This is a genomic window from Streptomyces sp. MJM8645, assembly GCF_001625365.1.
Taxonomy (GTDB): Bacteria; Actinomycetota; Actinomycetes; order Streptomycetales; family Streptomycetaceae; genus Kitasatospora.
On the sequence record NZ_LJJF01000001.1, the window covers coordinates 623859 to 641755 of the forward strand.

General features: G+C 73.1%; 15 protein-coding genes. 9 read left to right on the top strand and 6 right to left on the bottom strand.

Features of this window, described 5'->3' with window-relative positions; genetic code table 11:
• Window positions 1–48: 48 nt before the first annotated feature.
• Together A6F73_RS02535 and tdh are read right to left on the bottom strand one after the other, a co-directional pair.
• Entirely contained in the window at window positions 49–1242 is a 1194-nt protein-coding gene (locus tag A6F73_RS02535) for a glycine C-acetyltransferase (RefSeq protein ID WP_063346236.1), read from the bottom strand.
• Window positions 1243–1274: 32 nt separating this feature from the next.
• Window positions 1275–2303, bottom strand: a complete 1029-nt coding sequence (tdh, locus tag A6F73_RS02540; protein WP_063346237.1) for an L-threonine 3-dehydrogenase — start codon at window positions 2301–2303, stop codon at window positions 1275–1277.
• A 468-nt stretch (window positions 2304–2771) separates the two neighbouring features.
• On the opposite strand from tdh, the gene A6F73_RS02545 reads away from it, so the two are divergent.
• Window positions 2772–4184: a serine hydrolase domain-containing protein gene (locus A6F73_RS02545; protein WP_063346238.1), complete on the top strand. Its 1413-nt coding sequence runs from the start codon at window positions 2772–2774 to the stop codon at window positions 4182–4184.
• Between the two features lie 97 nt (window positions 4185–4281).
• Here A6F73_RS02545 and A6F73_RS02550 read toward each other — a convergent pair whose 3' ends face one another.
• Window positions 4282–5343: an ATP-dependent DNA ligase gene (locus A6F73_RS02550; protein WP_063346239.1), complete on the bottom strand. Its 1062-nt coding sequence runs from the start codon at window positions 5341–5343 to the stop codon at window positions 4282–4284.
• A 141-nt stretch (window positions 5344–5484) separates the two neighbouring features.
• Between A6F73_RS02550 and ligD the strand changes: the two genes are divergently transcribed.
• Window positions 5485–6492: a non-homologous end-joining DNA ligase gene (gene ligD / locus A6F73_RS02555; RefSeq protein ID WP_208869040.1), complete on the top strand. Its 1008-nt coding sequence runs from the start codon at window positions 5485–5487 to the stop codon at window positions 6490–6492.
• A 9-nt stretch (window positions 6493–6501) separates the two neighbouring features.
• On the opposite strand, the gene A6F73_RS02560 is transcribed toward ligD, so the two are convergent.
• Window positions 6502–7023: a hypothetical protein gene (locus A6F73_RS02560; RefSeq protein ID WP_063346240.1), complete on the bottom strand. Its 522-nt coding sequence runs from the start codon at window positions 7021–7023 to the stop codon at window positions 6502–6504.
• A gap of 140 nt (window positions 7024–7163) precedes the next feature.
• The gene (locus tag A6F73_RS02565) at window positions 7164–8363 is read right to left on the bottom strand and encodes an 8-amino-7-oxononanoate synthase (RefSeq protein WP_063346241.1); all 1200 of its coding nucleotides are present in this window, start codon (window positions 8361–8363) and stop codon (window positions 7164–7166) included.
• A 153-nt stretch (window positions 8364–8516) separates the two neighbouring features.
• On the opposite strand from A6F73_RS02565, the gene A6F73_RS02570 reads away from it, so the two are divergent.
• Entirely contained in the window at window positions 8517–11027 is a 2511-nt protein-coding gene (locus A6F73_RS02570) for a DEAD/DEAH box helicase (RefSeq protein ID WP_063346242.1), read from the top strand.
• 61 nt (window positions 11028–11088) lie between these two features.
• On the opposite strand, the gene A6F73_RS02575 is transcribed toward A6F73_RS02570, so the two are convergent.
• Window positions 11089–11940, bottom strand: coding sequence for a hypothetical protein (locus A6F73_RS02575; RefSeq protein ID WP_159398327.1), 852 nt, complete (start codon window positions 11938–11940; stop codon window positions 11089–11091).
• A 306-nt stretch (window positions 11941–12246) separates the two neighbouring features.
• Between A6F73_RS02575 and bioB the strand changes: the two genes are divergently transcribed.
• The 6 genes from bioB (at window position 12247) to A6F73_RS02600 (ending at window position 17850) form a co-directional block, all read left to right on the top strand.
• The gene (bioB, locus tag A6F73_RS02580; protein ID WP_063346244.1) at window positions 12247–13470 is read left to right on the top strand and encodes a biotin synthase BioB; all 1224 of its coding nucleotides are present in this window, start codon (window positions 12247–12249) and stop codon (window positions 13468–13470) included.
• A gap of 22 nt (window positions 13471–13492) precedes the next feature.
• The gene (locus A6F73_RS02585) at window positions 13493–14797 is read left to right on the top strand and encodes an adenosylmethionine--8-amino-7-oxononanoate transaminase (protein ID WP_063346245.1); all 1305 of its coding nucleotides are present in this window, start codon (window positions 13493–13495) and stop codon (window positions 14795–14797) included.
• Window positions 14794–15528: a dethiobiotin synthase gene (gene bioD, locus A6F73_RS02590; RefSeq protein ID WP_063346246.1), complete on the top strand. Its 735-nt coding sequence runs from the start codon at window positions 14794–14796 to the stop codon at window positions 15526–15528. The genes A6F73_RS02585 and bioD overlap by 4 nt, the downstream gene beginning before the upstream one ends.
• 78 nt (window positions 15529–15606) lie before the next feature.
• Window positions 15607–16053, top strand: coding sequence for a hypothetical protein (locus A6F73_RS02595; protein WP_063346247.1), 447 nt, complete (start codon window positions 15607–15609; stop codon window positions 16051–16053).
• A 49-nt stretch (window positions 16054–16102) separates the two neighbouring features.
• Window positions 16103–16417, top strand: coding sequence for a DUF397 domain-containing protein (locus A6F73_RS38960; RefSeq protein WP_079135371.1), 315 nt, complete (start codon window positions 16103–16105; stop codon window positions 16415–16417).
• Window positions 16414–17850: an aminopeptidase P family protein gene (locus tag A6F73_RS02600; RefSeq protein WP_063346248.1), complete on the top strand. Its 1437-nt coding sequence runs from the start codon at window positions 16414–16416 to the stop codon at window positions 17848–17850. Before A6F73_RS38960 ends, A6F73_RS02600 begins: the two co-directional genes overlap by 4 nt.
• The last annotated feature ends 47 nt before the right edge of the window (window positions 17851–17897 follow it).

Below are 17897 nucleotides of genomic sequence, written 5' to 3' on the forward strand. Positions count from 1 at the left end.
CCGCGGGCAGCTCATGGGGCTGCCGGCTTACTCAGCGCCGGACAGGGCCTACTCGCCCAGCGCGGCGCGCGCGTCGACGAAGGCGGCGACGGCGCGCTCGACGTCCTCGGTGGAGTGCGCGGCGGACAGCTGCACCCGGATCCGGGCCTGGCCGTGCGGGACCACCGGGAACGAGAAGCCGATCACGTACACGCCGCGCTCCAGCAGCAGTTCGGCGAGCCGGCCGGCCTTGGCCGCGTCGCCGATCATCACCGGGGCGATCGGGTGGTCGCCCGGCAGGATCTCGAAGCCGGCCTCGGTCATCCTGCTGCGGAACAGCGCCGTGTTGGCCGCCAGCCGCTCGCGCAGCTCGTTGGACTGCTCGACCAGGTCGAGCACCTTCAGCGAGGCCGCCGCGATCACCGGGGCGAGCGAGTTGGAGAACAGGTACGGGCGGGAGCGCTGGCGCAGCAGGGCGACGATCTCCCGGCGGGCGGCGACGTAGCCGCCGGAGGCGCCGCCGAGCGCCTTGCCGAGGGTGCCGGTGATGATGTCCACGCGGTCCATCACGCCGTGCAGTTCGGGGGTGCCGCGGCCGCCGGGGCCGACGAAGCCGACGGCGTGCGAGTCGTCGACCATGACCATGGCGTCGTAGCGGTCGGCCAGGTCGCAGATCTCGCGCAGCGGGGCGACGTAGCCGTCCATCGAGAACACGCCGTCGGTGACGATCAGGCGGCGGCGGGCGTCCTGGGTCTCCTTGAGCTGCTGCTCCAGGTCGGCCAGGTCGCGGTTGGCGTAGCGGTGGCGGCGGGCCTTGCTGAGCCGGATGCCGTCGATGATGCTCGCGTGGTTGAGCGCGTCGGAGATGACGGCGTCGCGGTCGTCGAGCAGGGTCTCGAAGACGCCGCCGTTGGCGTCGAAGCAGGAGGAGTACAGGATGGTGTCCTCCTGGCCCAGGAAGGCCGAGAGCCGGTCCTCCAGCGCCTTGTGGACGTCCTGGGTGCCGCAGATGAAGCGCACCGAGGCCATGCCGTAGCCCCAGCGGTCCAGCGCGTCCTTGGCGGCGGCGAGCACCTCGGGGTGGTCGGCCAGGCCGAGGTAGTTGTTGGCGCAGAAGTTCAGCACCTCACCGGGGCGGCCGCCGCCGGTGACGGTGACCGCGGCGCTCTGCGGGGTGCCGATGACCCGCTCGGGCTTGAAGAGCCCGGCCTCGCGGATCTCGTCGAGGGTGATGGCGATGTCGGCGCGCACGTTGTCGAACACTGCGGACTCCTAACGAGGACGAACGGGGGGGCTCAGGCGGTCCAGTCGAGGATGATCTTGCCGCAGCGGCCGCTGGCGGCCTCGTCGAAGGCGGCCGCGAAGTCGTCGGCGGCGTACCGGCCGGTGATCACCGGGGCGAGGTCCAGCCCGCCCTCCAGCAGCACGGACATCGCGTACCAGGTCTCGAACATCTCGCGGCCGTAGATGCCCTTGATGGTGAGCATCGAGGTGACGACCGAGGCCCAGTCGATCGGGAACTGCTCGGCGGGCAGGCCGAGCACGGCGATCTTCCCGCCGTGGGTCATGTTGGCGATCATCGACTGCATCGCCTCGGGGCGGCCGGACATCTCCAGGCCGACGTCGAAGCCCTCGCGCAGGCCGAGCTTCTGCTGGCCCTCCTCGATGGTGTGCTCGGCGACGTTCAGCGCCAGCGTGACGCCGACCTCCCGGGCCAGGTCGAGGCGGTACGGGGAGACGTCGGTGATCATCACGTTGCGGGCGCCGGCGTGCTTGGCGACGGCGGCCGCCATGATGCCGATCGGGCCCGCGCCGGTGATCAGCACGTCCTCGCCGACCAGCGGGAAGGAGAGCGCGGTGTGGACGGCGTTGCCGAACGGGTCGAAGATCGCGGCCACGTCCAGGTCGACCGGCACCCGGTGCACCCAGACGTTGGAGGCGGGCAGGGCCACGTACTCGGCGAAGGCGCCGTCCCGGCCGACGCCGAGGCCGACCGTGTTGCGGCACAGGTGGCGGCGGCCGGCCTGGCAGTTGCGGCACTTGCCGCAGACCAGGTGGCCCTCGCCGCTGACCCGGTCGCCGACCGCGATGTCCGCGACGCCGGCACCGATCTCGGCGACCTCGCCGACGAACTCGTGGCCGAGCACCAGCGGGGTCGTGATGGTCTGCTGGGCCCAGCCGTCCCAGTTGCGGATGTGCAGGTCGGTGCCGCAGATGCCGGTCCGCAGCACCTTGATCAGCACCTCGCCGGGGCCGATCTCCGGCTTCGGGACGTCCACCAGCCAGAGCCCGGGCTCGGCCTTCTGCTTGACGAGTGCCTTCACGGGCGACGGCTCCTGACGTGCGAGTGGGGCGGCCTTCGCGGGTGGGCAGGCCGAGTGGCCCCGGTGTGGCCGTTCCTGGCGGACGCGTTCCGGGCAGGCAGCAATCTGCCTGGTCAGGGTGGGTTCGGTCCATCGAGGAATTCTTAAGGGCGGCCACAGCTGGGCTAAACGATCGTGCCCGAGCTGGGGCCGGGGGCGGGTGCGGCATGCCGGTGCTCACCTGTTCGGCCGAGCGCGAGCCCGCTTCCGCGACACCAATCCCCCAGTGGGCACCGGTCCTTGACAACACGGGAGGCAATGTGCGCCAGCCGGCTGGGGCAGTCGGCTGACCGCTGGGTCCGTTCGGGTCAGCCCCGCGGCGGCCGACGCGCGGGGCCGCACCGGCGGTGCTTACGGTGGCGGCGCTCCCCCGTCGGCCTCGTGGAGCAGCGCTCCGGGGCCGTCCGCCGCAGAGAGGCGCCTCGACCTATGACCACGATCCGACGGCCGCATCCGGCCGCGTCCCGTTCCACCCGCCGAGCGGCCTGCGCCGCCCTGGTGCTGACCGGCCTGCTCGCGACCGCGGCCTGCTCCGGCGGGTCGCCGCCGAACCGGCCGGCCGGCGGCGCGGCCCTCACCGCCGAGCCGGCCGCGCTCAGCCCGTCCGCATCGGGCTCGGGCGCGGCCGGCGGCTCGGCCGGCGCGGTGGTGCCGCTGACCCCCGACGTCGCCAACCAGCTGGACGCCGCGATCAAGCAGGTGCTGGGCCAGACCGCCACCCCCGGCGTGATCGTCGGGATCACCACCCCCGACGGCAGCTACCAGCGGGCCTTCGGCCAGGCCGACAAGTCCGGCACCCCGATGTCGCCCGATCTGAACATGCGGATCGGCAGCGTGACCAAGACCTTCACGGCGACCGGCGTGCTGCGGCTGGTCGACCAGGGCAAGGTGGGCCTGGACGACCCGGTCTCCAAGTACGTGGACGGCGTGCCCGGCGGCGACACCATCACCATCCGCCAGCTCGCCGGGATGCGCAGCGGCCTGTTCCCGTACACCTCCGACCCGGACTTCGTGAACGCGCTGATCAGCGACCCGAACCGGGTGTTCACGCCCGACCAGCTGCTCGCCTACGGGTACAAGCACCCGGCGAACTTCCCGCCGGGCAGCAAGTTCCAGTACAGCAACAGCAACTACATCCTGCTCGGCAAGGTCATCGAGAAGGCCGGCGGGGAGCCCGTGGACCAGTTCCTCAAGGACCAGGTGTTCAGCCAGGCCGGGTTGAACGGGACGGTCTTCCCGACCGACGCGACCTTCCCCGACCCGCACGCCCGCGGCTACACCGACCAGACGCCCAACGGCCAGACCACGGACGCCACCGACTGGAACCCGTCCTGGGCCTGGTCGGCCGGAGCGGTCATCTCCAACCTCACCGACCTGCAGAACTGGACGAAGTCCCTGGCCACTGGCTCCCTGCTGAAGCAGGACACCCAGTCCCAGCGGTTGAAGACCCAGCCGACCGGCGACCCCGGCGTCGGCTACGGCCTCGGGCTGTTCAACAACAACGGGTGGATCGGGCACAACGGCTCGCTGCCCGGTTACGAGACCGTGGCGGTGTACCTGCCGCAGTCCCAGGCCACCCTGGTGGTGCTGCTCAACACCGATGTGCCGTACCGGGGTTCGGAGCCGTCCTCGCTGTTCGCGAAGGCGATCACGCAGATCGTCTCGCCGAAGAACGTCTACTCGATCCCGCCGATGAACACGGCCTCGCCGTCGGCCTCGTCCTCGGGGTCCGCGTCACCGTCGCCCTCGCTCTCGCCCTCTGGATCGGGGTCGGCCTCGTCCCCGGCCTCGCCCGGCGCCCCGGGGTCCCCCTCCGGCGCGCCGACCACGGTCAACGCCTGAGCGCCAGACCGCCTGAACGTCTGAACGCCTGAACGTCTGAACGCCAGACCCGCCGGAGGCCCGGCCCGGATCACCGGGCCGGGCCTCCGGCGCGCAGTCAACTGCCCAGCACGCGGGCCAGATCGTAGGAGACGGGCTCCTCCAGCTGCGCGTAGGTGCAGCTCTCCGGCGCGCGGTCCGACCGCCAGCGGCGGAACTGCGCGGTGTGCCGGAAGCGGGTGCCCTCCATGTGGTCGTAGGCGACCTCGACCACCCGCTCGGGGCGCAGCGCGACCCAGGAGAGGTCCTTGCCGCCGGTCCACCGGCTGACCGCGCCCGGCAGCCGGCCCTCGGCGTGCGCCGCCTCGTCCGCCCAGCCGCCCCACGGGTGGCGGGAGAGGTCGGTCATCCGCAACGGGGCCAGTTCCTCGGCGAGTTCGCGGCGGCGGGCCATCGAGAACGCGGCGCAGACGCCGACGTGCTGGAGCCGGCCCTCGGCGTCGTTGATGCCGAGCAGCAGCGAGCCGACCACCGGGCCGCTTTTGTGCTCGCGGTAGCCGGCCACCACGCAGTCGGCGGTGCGCTCGTGCTTGATCTTGAACATGGTCCGTTCGCCCGGCCGGTACGGCTGGTCCAGCGGCTTGGCCACCACGCCGTCCAGCCCGGCGCCCTCGTACTCGGCGAACCAGGTCTGCGCCACGTCCCGGTCGGTGGAGGCGGGAGCGGTGAACACCGGGTCGCGGGCGGCGCCGAGCGCCGTCTCCAGGGCCGCGCGGCGCACCGACAGCGGCTCGTCCAGCAGCGGGGCGTCACCGAGCGCGAGCAGGTCGAAGGCGATGAAGGAGGCGGGCGTCCGCTCCGCCAGCAGCCGCACCCGGCTGGCCGCCGGGTGGATGCGCTCCAGCAGTTCCTCGAACCGCAGCCGGCCGTCCCGGGCGATCACCACCTCGCCGTCCAGCACGCAGCGCGGCGGCAGCTCCCGCCGCAGCGCGGCGACCAGCTCGGGGAAGTACCTGGTCAGCGGTTTGCCGGTGCGGCTGCCGAGCTCCACCTCGTCGCCGTCGCGGAACACGATCGTCCGGAAGCCGTCCCACTTGGCCTCGTACTGCATCCCCGGCGGGATCTTCGCCACCGACTTGGCGAGCATCGGCGCCACCGGCGGCATCACGGGCAGGTCCATGGCTCCGATCCTCGCGCGCACGGCCGGAAGGCGCGCGACGAAAGGGCACACGACGAAAGGGCACGCGACGAGAAGGCCCGCAACGAGAAGGCCCGCGACGAAAAGACGCGCGCAGGGCACGGCCCCCTTAGCGTGAGGGGCATGGGCTCAGCCGTGGAACTGGATGTCGCCGGGCGCAGCGTCCGGCTGTCGAACCCGGACAAGGTGTACTACCCCGAGCGCGGCTTCACCAAGCTGGACGTCGCGCAGTACTACCTGGCCGTCGCCGACGGGGTGCTGCGCGGACTGCGCGACCGGCCCACCACCCTGCAGCGCTTCCCGGACGGCGTGGACGGCGAGTTCTTCTACCAGAAACGCGCCCCCAAGGGCCTGCCGGACTGGCTGCCCACCGCCCGGATCAACTTCCCCAGCGGCCGCTCCGCCGACGAGATCTGCCCCACCGAGCCGGCCGCCGTGCTGTGGGCCGCCAACCTCGGCTGCCTCACCTTCCACCCCTGGCCGGTCCGCCGCTCCGACACCGAGCACGTCGACGAGCTGCGCATCGACCTCGACCCGCAGCCCGGCACCGACTTCCACGACGCCGTCCGCGCCGCCCACGAACTGCGCGCCCTGCTGGAGGAGTACGGGCTGCGCGGCTGGCCCAAGTCCTCCGGCGGGCGCGGCCTGCACGTGTACGTCCCGCTGGTGCCGGAGTGGACCTTCACCGACGGCCGGCACGCGGTGATCGCCCTCGGCCGGGTGCTGGAGCAGCGCATGCCCGGGCAGGTCACCACCGCCTGGTGGAAGGAGGAACGCGGCGAGCGGATCTTCGTCGACTACAACCAGATGGCCCGCGACCGCACCATCGCCTCCGCCTACTCCCTGCGCGCCCGCCCGCGCGCCACCGCCTCGACCCCGCTGCGCTGGGAGGAGCTCGACGACGCCTCCCCCGAGGACTTCGACCTGCGCACCGTCCCCGCCCGCTTCGCCGAACTCGGCGACCTGAACGCCGGGATGGACGGTCGGGCGTACCGGCTGGACGGCCTGCTGGAGCTGTACGACAAGCAGCTGCGCGACGAGGGCCTCGGCGAGCTCCCGTACCCGCCCGACCACCCCAAGGCGGCCGGCGAGCCGACCAGGGTGCAGCCCAGCCGGGCCCGGAAAGCGTAGGGCGTGTCTTCACACCCCCGTCATGGCCAGCACGAACCAGAGGATGCCGCCCAGCACCACCAGGGTGAACAGCAGGACGCCCCCGACCGCGCCGGAGAGCAGCAGCCCCCGGCCGACCCGCCGCTCGCGCAGGCCGACGCCGGTCAGCAGCACGCCCGCCACCCCCGGTGCCAGGGCCAGCGCCAGCAGCATCACCGTCCGCGCCACCTCGGCGTCCGACACCAGGTGGCACTCGTCGCCCTCGCACACCGCCCAGACGTCCTCGCCGACCGGCGCGCCCGCCCACATCCGGGCGTGCCCGTGCACCGGGCCGCCGCCGTCCGGGCGGAACGCGCCCCGGCAGTCCGAAGGGGGTGGGCCGTCCTCGTACGCCGGGATCAGACACCGCTCCGCCCGGAACGTCCCGGGCACCCCCACCAGGCCCGCCGCCTGCCCGAACTGCCGCACCGGCCCGCCCACCAGCCACCCGGCCAGCCACACCAGCAGCACCCCGGCCACCACCGGCCCCCACCGCCGCACCGCCACCCCCATCGGCTCACCCCCGCTGGGGTGACGCCACCGACGGCCGGACGGTTGCACGGGCGGCCAAGCGGCCGACCAAGCGGGCGACCAAGCGGGCAGCCGGGCGGGCGGCCAGGCAGCCGGCCGCCGCGCGCCCCTCCCGGCAGGTGTCAGCCGACCCGGGCGCCCTCCGGCGCCAGCTCGGCGATGATCCGGACCGCCTCCGCGAGCTGCGCGTCCGTCAGGTCCCCGCGCGCGGTCAGCCGCAGCCGGGACACCCCGTCCGGCACGGACGGCGGGCGGAAGCAGCCGACGGCGAGCCCGGCCCGTCGGCAGTCGGCGGCCCAGGCGACGGCGGCCTCCGCGCCCGGGGCGCGCACCGACACCACGGCCGCGTCCGGCTCGCAGGCCCGGAACCCGGCGGCGGTCAGCCGGGCCGCGAGGCCGCGGGCCACCTCGCGGGTGCGGTCGGCGCGGTGCGGCTCGGTGCGCAGCAGGCGCAGCGCGGCGAGGGCGGCGGCGACGGCGGCCGGGGCGAGGCCGGTGTCGAAGATGAAGGTGCGGGCGGTCTCGGTGAGGTGGCGGATCACCCGGCGCGGCCCGAGCACGGCGCCGCCCTGCGAGCCGAGCGACTTGGAGAGAGTGACGGTGGCGACGGTGTCCGGCTGCCCGGCGAGCCCGGCCGCCGCGAGCGCCCCGGCGCCGCCGGGGCCGAGGACGCCCAGCCCGTGCGCGTCGTCGACCAGCAGCGCTGCACCGTGCGCCCGGGCGGCGGCGGACAGCCCGGTCAGCGGGGCGGCGTCGCCGTCCACCGAGAACACCGAGTCGCTGACCACCAGCGCCCGCCGCTGGGTCCGCCCGGCCAGCACCTCGGCGACCGCCGCCGGGTCGCTGTGCGGGGCCCGGTGGACGTCGGCGCGGGCGAGCCGGCAGCCGTCGATCAGCGAGGCGTGGTTGTAGGCGTCCGACACGATCAGCGTGTCCGGGTCGGTGAGCGCGGTCAGCGCGGCCAGGTTGGCGGTGTACCCGGAGGAGAACACCAGCGCCGCCTCGACCCCGCAGAACGCGGCGAGCTCCTCCTCCAGTTCGGTGTGCAGCGCGGTCGTCCCGGTCACCAGCCGCGACCCGGTCGATCCTCCGCCCCAGCGCAGCGCCGCCTCGGCCGCCGCCTGCGTCACCGCCGGGTGCCTGGTCAGCCCCAGGTAGTCGTTCCCGGCCAGGTCGAGCACCGGGTCCTGTGCCGCGCGGCTGCGCAGCCGGCGCGTCAGCCCGGCCTCGGCCCGCAGCTCGGCGGCCTCGTCGAGCCAGTCGAAGACGGCCGCCGGGGCCAGGTCGGTGGTGTGCGTTCCGGACGCGAGCGGTTGGACCATGCCCGGCACTCTGGCACGGCCCCGCCGCCGCGATCAATGTGCGGCCGCGCACAGCTTCGCGGCCGACGGTGCAGCGATCCGGACAGTCCCGGGGCGGGTGCCGGCGGAGGGCGGGCTTTGCCGGGGGTGGCGGCGAGCAGGCAAGATAGCCGGGTGACCCTCCTTGATCTGATGCCGAAGCCCGCCACGCCCGATGCGCTGTACGAGACCTTCGCCGCGTGGGCGGAGGAGCGCGGGATCACGCTGTACCCGGCGCAGGAGGAGGCGCTGATCGAGCTGGTGTCGGGGAACAACGTCATCCTGGCGACGCCGACCGGGTCGGGCAAGAGCCTGGTGGCGGCCGGGGCGCACTTCGCGGCGCTGGCGGAGGGGAAGCGGACGTTCTACACGGCGCCGATCAAGGCGCTGGTGTCGGAGAAGTTCTTCGACCTGGTCAAGATGTTCGGCACCGAGCAGGTCGGCATGATGACCGGCGACGCGAGCGTGAACCCGACCGCGCCGATCATCTGCTGCACGGCCGAGGTGCTGGCGCAGATCGCGCTGCGCGACGGCCTCCGGGCGGACGTCGGCCAGGTGGTCATGGACGAGTTCCACTTCTACGCGGAGCCGGACCGCGGCTGGGCCTGGCAGATCCCGCTGCTGGAGCTGCCGCAGGCGCAGTTCCTGCTGATGTCGGCGACGCTCGGCGACGTGCGCCGCTTCGAGGAGGACCTGACCCGCCGGACGGGCCGCCCGACGACGGTGGTGCGCAACACGACCCGCCCGGTGCCGCTGTTCTACGAGTACCGCCGCACCACGATGCACGACACCCTGGAGGAGCTGCTGCAGACCGGCCAGGCGCCGGTCTACGTGGTGCACTTCACGCAGAAGGAGGCGGTGGACCGGGCGCAGTCGCTGATGAGCATCAACATGTGCTCGAAGGCGGAGAAGGACGCCATCGCCGACCTGATCGGCGGTTTCCGCTTCACCACCAAGTTCGGCCGCAACCTGTCGCGTTTCGTGCGCCACGGCATCGGCGTGCACCACGCGGGCATGCTGCCGAAGTACCGCCGGCTGGTCGAACGCCTCGCCCAGGCGGGCCTGTTGAAGGTGATCTGCGGGACGGACACGCTCGGTGTCGGCGTCAACGTGCCGATCCGCACGGTGCTGTTCACCGCCCTGTCGAAGTACGACGGGCAGCGGGTGCGGATCCTGCGCGCCCGGGAGTTCCACCAGATCGCCGGGCGCGCGGGCCGGGCCGGGTTCGACACCGTCGGACAGGTGGTGGCGCAGGCGCCCGAGCACGTGATCGAGAACGACAAGGCGATCGCCAAGGCCGGGGACGACCCGAAGAAGAAGCGCAAGGTGGTGCGCAAGAAGGCGCCGGAGGGCTTCGTCGGCTGGACCGAGGAGACCTTCGACAAGCTGATCGGCGCCGACCCGGAGCCGCTGGTCTCCCGGTTCAAGGTGAGCCACGCGATGCTGCTGTCGGTGATCGGCCGCCCCGGCAACGCCTTCGAGGCGATGCGCAAGCTGCTCACCGACAACCACGAGGACCGCACGGCGCAGCGCCGGCACATCCGCACCGCGATCGCGATCTACCGCTCCCTGCTGCAGGGCGGCGTGGTCGAGCGGCTGCCGGAGCCGGACGCCGAGGGCCGGATCGTGCGCCTGACGCTCGACCTCCAGGAGAACTTCGCGCTCAACCAGCCGCTCTCCACCTTCGCCCTGGCCTCCTTCGAGCTCCTCGACCCGACCTCGCCCTCGTACGCGCTGGACGTGATCTCGGTGGTCGAGGCGACCCTCGACGACCCGCGCCAGATCCTCGCCGCGCAGCAGAACAAGGCGCGCGGCGAGGCCATCGGCGAGATGAAGCGCGACGGGATCGAGTACGAGGAGCGGATGGAGCGGCTCCAGGAGATCACCTACCCGAAGCCGCTGGAGGAACTGCTCACCCACGCGTACGAGGTGTACCGCCGGGCGCACCCGTGGATCGGCGACCACGAGCTGCGGCCGAAGTCGGTGGTCCGCGACCTGTACGAGCGGGCGATGACCTTCTCGGACTACGTCGGCTTCTACGAGCTGGCGCGCACCGAGGGCATCGTGCTGCGCTACCTGGCGAGCGCGTTCAAGGCGCTGGAGCAGACCGTCCCCGAGGACGTGAAGACCGACGACCTGAAGGACGTCATCGCCTGGCTCGGCGAGCTGGTCCGCCAGGTCGACTCCAGCCTGCTGGACGAGTGGGAGCAGCTGGCCAACCCGACGGACCCGCAGGCCCCCGAGGTGACGCTGGACGACAAGCCGGCGCCGGTGACGGCGAACGCGCGGGCGTTCCGGGTGCTGGTGCGCAACGAGCTGTTCCGCCGGGTCGAGCTGTGCGCGCTGGAGCACTACGCGGAGCTCGCCGAGCTGGACGGCTCGTACGGCTGGGACGCGGACCGCTGGGCGGACGCCATGGACGGGTACTGGGAGGAGTACGACGACCTCGGCACCGGCCCGAACGCGCGCGGCCCCAAGATGCTGATCATCGAGGAGGAGGACTCCGCCTGGAAGGTCCGGCAGATCTTCGACGACCCGGAGGGCGACCACGACTGGGGCATCAGCGCCGAGGTCGACCTGTACGGCTCGGACGAGGAGGGCCGGGCGGTGCTGCGGGTCACCGCGGTGGACCGACTGGGCGGCTGACGGGCCGCCAGCCCTCGCTTTCGGAGTCGCCGGCCCCCCGGAGCGGGGGGCCGGCGCGGCGTCACATCCAGACGAACGGCGCGCCCGCCGCGTAGGAGAGCGCGCGGGTCGCCTCCTCCAGGGTCTGCTCGGTGGTGAGCGCCGGGCCCGACGGCGTCGAGGCCGGGGTGGACTGGGTGCCGGGGCCGGGCGTGCGGGCGTCGCTGAGCCGGGAGCTCACCACCGTCACGTAGTGCCCGACCGCCTCGACCCGTGGCTCGGCCGACTTGGGCCCGCCGGAGGACGGCGCGGGGGCGGCGTTGGTGTCCGGAAGGATGAAGGCGAGCGCGCCGGGCTTGCCGCGCAGGGTGTCGGCGGCCCGGGTGGCGGCGGCCTGGTCGCCGAAGCGCAGGACGGTGACACTGCTGAGCACCGGGCGGTCCTGGCCGGTGAAGCTGACGGTCAGGTAGGCCTGACAGCCGGTGTCCTTGAGCAGTTCCTGGGTGCGGTCCTGCAGCACCTCGGTGCAGTTGCCGCCCTGCCGGATGGCGCCACGCCGGGCCTTGTATCCGGCGGCCTCGACCGGCCGCTGGGCGGGGAAGAGGCTGTCGGCATTGAGGCCCTCGGGGTCGGTGCGCGGCGGCGGGGTCCCCACCACCGGCGGCGTCCTGGCCGCGTCCTTGCTGGACGGGCCGAGCCCGGGTATGTAGTCGCCGGGCATCGGGCGGGTGATGATCCATCCGCCGGCGGCCACCACTCCCACCACGACGACCCAGCCCACGGCCCGGCGGGCCGTCAGCCGCCTGCCCCTGCCGCCGACCCGACTGCCGCTCAGGTCCGTGCCCGCGCCGGCGGGGGCCCCGCCGGTCCGCCGCACTGCCTGGCCGTTCTGGCCCTCTCCCGGAGTCGGGGTGCGCTCCCCCTGCGTGGTCATGGCGCAGATTCTAAGCAACCGTCGGGTGGCGTGGATCACGGGGTGGGGGGTTGCCGGTCACCGCCGCGCGCCGACGCCCGCGACCGTCCGGCGCGCGCACCGGCGACCGCCCTGCGCCGGCCTGTCCGGCCCTTCGCCGCGACCACCGCCTACCCGCCAGTAACCTCCGATTCGCACCGGCGTCAAGCTCGTGACCAGCGACGACACCGTGAGCTTCGACACTGTGGCAAGTGGCACATCCTTCCGCCGATCTTCTGGCGGGTTCCCTCTGGCGCCATTCGAGCGCCACCAGGCAGGATCGGCCCCATGGATCTGCTCGATACCCTCACCGCCAAGGGCCTGCGCGGCGAAGTCCCGACCCGCGAGGAGGCGCTGGCCGTCCTCGCCACCACCGACGACGAGCTGCTGGACGTCGTCGCCGCGGCCGGCAAGGTCCGCCGGAGGTGGTTCGGCCGGCGCGTGAAGCTCAACTACCTGGTGAACCTCAAGAGCGGGCTCTGCCCGGAGGACTGCAACTACTGCTCGCAGCGGCTGGGCTCCAAGGCCGAGATCCTCAAGTACACCTGGCTCAAGCCCGACCAGGCCGCCGACGCGGCCCGCGCCGGGGTGGCCGGCGGCGCCAAGCGCGTGTGCCTGGTCGCCAGCGGCCGCGGCCCCACGGACCGCGACATCGACCGGGTCACCGACACCATGGCCGCCATCAAGGACGCCGACCCCGAGGTCGAGATCTGCGTCTGCCTCGGCCTGCTCTCCGACAACCAGGCGGAGCGGCTGAAGGCGGCCGGCGCCGACGCCTACAACCACAACCTCAACACCTCCGAGAAGACCTACGGCGACATCACCACCACCCACACCTACGCGGACCGGGTGGACACCGTGCAGAAGGCGCACGGCGCGGGCCTGTCCGCCTGCTCCGGCCTGATCGCCGGCATGGGCGAGAGCGACGAGGACCTGGTCGACGTGGTGTTCGCGCTGCGCGAGCTGGGCTCGGACTCCGTCCCGGTCAACTTCCTGATCCCGTTCGAGGGCACCCCGCTCGCCAAGGAGTGGAACCTCAGCCCGCAGCGCTGCCTGCGCATCCTGGCGATGGTCCGCTTCGTCAACCCGGACACCGAGGTGCGGATCGCCGGCGGCCGCGAGGTGCACCTGCGCTCGATGCAGCCGCTCGGCCTGCACGTCGCCAACTCGATCTTCCTCGGCGACTACCTGACCAGCGAGGGCCAGGCCGGGCAGACCGACCTCGACATGATCAAGGACGCCGGGTTCGAGGTCGAGGGCGCCGGCGAGGCCACCCTGCCCCGCCACCGCGCGGACATTGCGGCGGCCTCCTCCTGCGGCACCGCGGCCTCGGCCTGCGGCAGCGGCGGCGGCTGCGGCCCGTGCGGCGGGCACGCGCACGCCCCGGCCGACGCCCCCGTCGCGGTCGACGCCGACGCCGCCGCCTCGGACGCCTCGGACGGGGAGCTGCGCAGCGACCTCGTCAAGGTCCGGCTGCGCGGCGCCGGCACCGAACTCGCGCCCAATGCCTGATAGTTCTGGAGACTGACGCATCATGCCCCAGCTGTCCGCGGACACGCTGCTCGCCCTCGACCGCGCCCACGTCTGGCACCCGTACGGGCCGATGCCCGGCACCGCCACCCCGTACGTGGTCGAATCCGCCTCGGGGGTCCGGCTGCGCCTCGCCGAGCCCGTCGCGGGCGGGCAGCGCGAGCTCGTCGACGGGATGTCGTCCTGGTGGGCGGCCATCCACGGCTACCGGCACCCGGTGCTGGACGAGGCCGTGCGCGAGCAGCTGGGGCGGATGAGCCACGTCATGTTCGGCGGGCTCACCCACGAGCCCGCCGTCCGGCTGGCGGCGACGCTGGTCGAGATCACGCCCGAACCGCTGCAGCACGTCTTCCTCGCCGACTCGGGCTCGGTGGCCGTCGAGGTCGCGCTGAAGATGTGCCTCCAGTACTGGCAGTCCACCGGCCGCCCGGCCAAGCGCCGGCTGCTGACCTGGCGCGGCGGGTACCACGGCGACACCTTCCACCCGATGTCCGTCTGCGATCCGGACGGCGGCATGCACCACCTGTGGGGCGGGGTGCTGCCCGGGCAGCTGTTCGCCCCGCAGCCACCGGCCGGGTTCGACGCCCCGCTCGACGCCGGGTACGCGGCCGAGTTCGAGGAGCTGATGGCCCGGCACGCCGACGAGCTGGCCGCCGTCATCGTCGAACCGGTGGTGCAGGGCGCCGGCGGGATGCAGTTCCACTCCCCCGCCTACCTACGGATGCTGCGCGAACTCTGCGACCGGTACGGGGTGCTGCTCGTCTTCGACGAGATCGCCACCGGATTCGGCCGCAGCGGCGCACTGTTCGCCGCCGACCACGCGGGCGTCTCGCCGGACGTGATGTGCCTGGGCAAGGCGCTCACCGGCGGCTACCTGACCCTCGCCGCCGCACTGTGCACCGGCGAGATCGCCGACGGCATCAGCCGCGGCGAGATGCCGGTGCTCGCGCACGGGCCGACCTTCATGGGCAACCCGCTGGCCTGCGCGGCCGCCAACGCCTCGCTGGAGCTGCTGCTAGGCCAGGACTGGGCGGTCGGGATCAAGCGCATCGAGGCCGGACTCGCCGACGGGCTCGCGGCCGCCGCCGGCCTCCCGGGCGTCCGGGACGTCCGGGTCCAGGGCGCCATCGGCGTCGTCCAGTTGGACCACCCGGTGAACGTCCCGGCGGCCACCGAGGCGGCCGCCCGGGCCGGCGTCTGGCTGCGCCCCTTCCGGGACCTGATCTACACCATGCCCCCCTACGTGACGGAGGACGAGGACGTGGCACGCATCGCCGACGCCGTGACCGCTGCGGCGGTGGCCGGATGAGCGCGCGGATCCTGTTCATGACGGGCACCAACACCGAGGTCGGCAAGACGGTCGCCACGGCGGCGGTCGCCTCGGCCGCGCTGCAGGCCGGCCTGCGGGTCGCGGTGCTCAAGCCCGGGCAGACCGGGATCGCCCCCGGCGAACCCGGCGACGCCGATGAAGTCCGGCGCCTGGCCGGTAACCTGACGATCCGTGAACTCGTGCGCTACCCGGAGCCGCTGGCGCCCGACACCGCCGCCCGGCGGGCCGGGATGCCCTTCCTCTCCCCCGCCGAGGTGGCCGACGCCGTCGCCGAACTGGCCGCCGGGCACGACCTGGTGCTGGTCGAGGGCGCGGGCGGGCTGCTCGTCCGTTATGACGACGAGGGCCGCACCCTGGCCGACCAGGCCCGGGCCGTCCTGGACGCCGGGCTGCCGGCCGAGGTCCTGCTCGTCGCCTCCGCCGGGCTGGGCACGCTGAACATCGTCGCGCTCTCCGCGGAGGCCCTGGCCGCCCGCCGGCTGCCGCTGACGGGCGTGCTCGTCGGCTCCTGGCCCACCGCCCCCGGGCTCGCCAAGCGCTGCAACCTCGCCGACCTACCGCGCTCGGCCGGCGCCCCGCTGCTCGGCGCCCTGCCGGAACGCGCCGCAGCCGCCGCGGACTTCGCCGCCCTCGCCGTCGCCTCGCTGGCCCCGGAACTGGGCGGCACCTGGAACGCGGAGCACTTCGCGCACACCCATCGGCCCGAATAGGCCCGGCTTCGCTCGAAGGTGTGATTCCGGCGCCCGAACCCTGGGTTCGGACGCTACGGGCTCAATACCGTTCCTCCCATGACAGACGGGATGACGGTAGACGAGTCTCTTCGGGCCCTGGCCGCCCTGGAGGCTGCGTGGAAGGACGACGACGAGGCGCTGTCCGCCCTCGCCGCGGGCGGTGCGGACGAACGGTCGCTCCCGGCGCTGGTCGCCGCGTACGGCGAGCACGCGATGGACACCCTGATGGCCCTGGCCTTCGGCCTGCGGTCCACCATGAGCGACGAGGAGCTCGCCGAACTCTCCGACGCGGTGAGCTCCAACATCGGCGCCCGGATGAGCGCCCTGCTCACCCAGGCCCTGAAGACCTGGGGCACCCTCGCGCCCCGGGACGACCTGGCGGTGACCAAGGCCATCGCCCACGCGGTGATCGACTCCATGCGCGCCGTGACCGAGGACCCGAGCCAGACCGAGGTCCTCCCCCTGCTGGCCACCTTCCGCACCTACGCCCTCAACGGCGCCTGACACCGGAACTTCGGCGCGGGCTTCGAGACCCCTCGAAGCCCGCGCCGTCATGCCTGCACCCTCATCCACCCCGCGGCGAGCGCGAATCCACCCGTCGAGGAACGGCGGCGGCCAATGCATCGAGGTCGCACCCGGGCTCCCCGGCACCCTCCCCGTCCGCGACAGCAAGGACCCCGAGGGGGGTGGCGTTGTCGTTGCGCAGATGGAAGACCCGGCCCGCCAGGTCGGCCGGGTCCGCGAGGTGTCAAGCCCTTCTCTTCGAACTCTGCTCGATATACCGTACATAACGCTTGTTACGTACTGGGCAGGTCAGCGTAGCGAAGCGCCTCGCATCCACCACCCTCACCTGGAGAGTCTGCTGTGACCGAACCCGCCGAGACCATCAAGTACCGCAAGAACGGCCTCACCCGCGGCGTCACGGACGAGCTCGCCGAGAACATGAAGCAGGGCTGGGCCGACACCGAGCGCCTCGCCCTGGAGCCGATCCCGCAGGCCGCGCACACCGCCCGCCGCCGCGCCGAGCTGTCCGCGGCCTTCCCCGGCGAGCGCCTGGTGATCCCGTCCGGCAACCCGAAGGTGCGGGCCAACGACACCGACTACCCGTTCCGCCCGTCCTCCGACTACGTCTACCTGACCGGCGACCAGTCCCAGGACGCCGTGCTGGTCCTGGAGCCGACCGGCGACACCGGCCACCGGGCCGTGCTCTACCTGCGCGACCGCTCCCGGACCGACAACGGCGAGTTCTGGCTGGACAACCACGGCGAGCTGTGGGACGGCCGCCGCAACAGCCTGACCGAGAGCGAGCAGCTGCTCGGCCTGCCCTGCCGGGACGTCCGCACCGTCCGCGCGGACCTGGGCACCGCCACCGGCCCGGTGCGCGTGCTGCGCCGCCACGACGCGGGCGTGGAGCAGTCCCTCCAGGGCCGGGCCGTCGCCGAGCGGGACGCGGAGTTCGAGGTCTTCCTGTCCGGCCAGCGCCTGGTCAAGGACGAGTTCGAGATCGCCGAGCTGCGCTTCGCCTGCGAGGCCACCGCCCGCGGCTTCGAGGACGTGGTGCGCATCCTCGGCACCGACACCGAGACCCCCGAGCGGCTGATCGAGGGCACCTTCTTCGTCCGCGCCCGGATCGAGGGCAACGACATCGGCTACGGCAGCATCGCCGCGGCCGGCCCGCACGCCACCACCCTGCACTGGGTGCGCAACAACGGCCACGCCAAGCCCGGCGACCTCCTGCTGCTCGACGCCGGCGTGGAGACCAACCGCCTGTACACCGCCGACGTCACCCGCACCCTCCCGGTCAGCGGCCGCTTCACCGACCTGCAACGCAAGGTCTACGACGCGGTGTACGCGGCGCAGGAGGCCGGCATCGCCGCGGTGAAGCCCGGCGCCGACTTCCGCGACTTCCACCACGCCGCCCAGCGCGAGCTCGCCGAACACCTCACCTCCTGGGGCCTGTTCGGCGACCTCACCGCCGACAAGGTGTACGAGCTGGGCCTGCACCGCCGCTTCACCCTGGCCGGCACCGGCCACATGCTCGGCCTCGACGTCCACGACTGCGCCCACTCGCGCACCGAGGAGCACGTCGACGGCCCGCTGAAGCCGGGCATGGTGCTCACCGTCGAGCCGGGCATCTACTTCCAGGAGAACGACCTGACGGTACCCGAGGAGTACCACGGCATCGGCGTCCGGATCGAGGACGACATCCTGGTCACCGAGGACGGCAACGAGAACCTGTCGGCCGGCCTCCCCCGCACCTCCACCGAGGTCGAGGCCTGGCTCGCCGAACTGCGCGGCTGAGCTGGGCGGCTGAGTCCAGGAACGGCGCATGCGGCACCCGGGAGCTC

Excerpts from the sequence above, each read along its gene's own strand:
- A6F73_RS02585 (WP_063346245.1), top strand. The coding sequence starts at position 13,493 with ATGCCCCAGCTGTCCGCGGACACGCTGCTCGCCCTCGACCGCGCCCAC.
- A6F73_RS02560 (WP_063346240.1), bottom strand. The coding sequence starts at position 7,023 with ATGGGGGTGGCGGTGCGGCGGTGGGGGCCGGTGGTGGCCGGGGTGCTG.
- A6F73_RS02575 (WP_159398327.1), bottom strand. The coding sequence starts at position 11,940 with ATGACCACGCAGGGGGAGCGCACCCCGACTCCGGGAGAGGGCCAGAAC.
- ligD (WP_208869040.1), top strand. The coding sequence starts at position 5,485 with ATGGGCTCAGCCGTGGAACTGGATGTCGCCGGGCGCAGCGTCCGGCTG.
- bioD (WP_063346246.1), top strand. The coding sequence starts at position 14,794 with ATGAGCGCGCGGATCCTGTTCATGACGGGCACCAACACCGAGGTCGGC.
- A6F73_RS02595 (WP_063346247.1), top strand. The coding sequence starts at position 15,607 with ATGACAGACGGGATGACGGTAGACGAGTCTCTTCGGGCCCTGGCCGCC.
- bioB (WP_063346244.1), top strand. The coding sequence starts at position 12,247 with ATGGATCTGCTCGATACCCTCACCGCCAAGGGCCTGCGCGGCGAAGTC.
- A6F73_RS02545 (WP_063346238.1), top strand. The coding sequence starts at position 2,772 with ATGACCACGATCCGACGGCCGCATCCGGCCGCGTCCCGTTCCACCCGC.
- A6F73_RS02550 (WP_063346239.1), bottom strand. The coding sequence starts at position 5,343 with ATGGACCTGCCCGTGATGCCGCCGGTGGCGCCGATGCTCGCCAAGTCG.
- A6F73_RS38960 (WP_079135371.1), top strand. The coding sequence starts at position 16,103 with ATGCCTGCACCCTCATCCACCCCGCGGCGAGCGCGAATCCACCCGTCG.
- A6F73_RS02565 (WP_063346241.1), bottom strand. The coding sequence starts at position 8,363 with ATGGTCCAACCGCTCGCGTCCGGAACGCACACCACCGACCTGGCCCCG.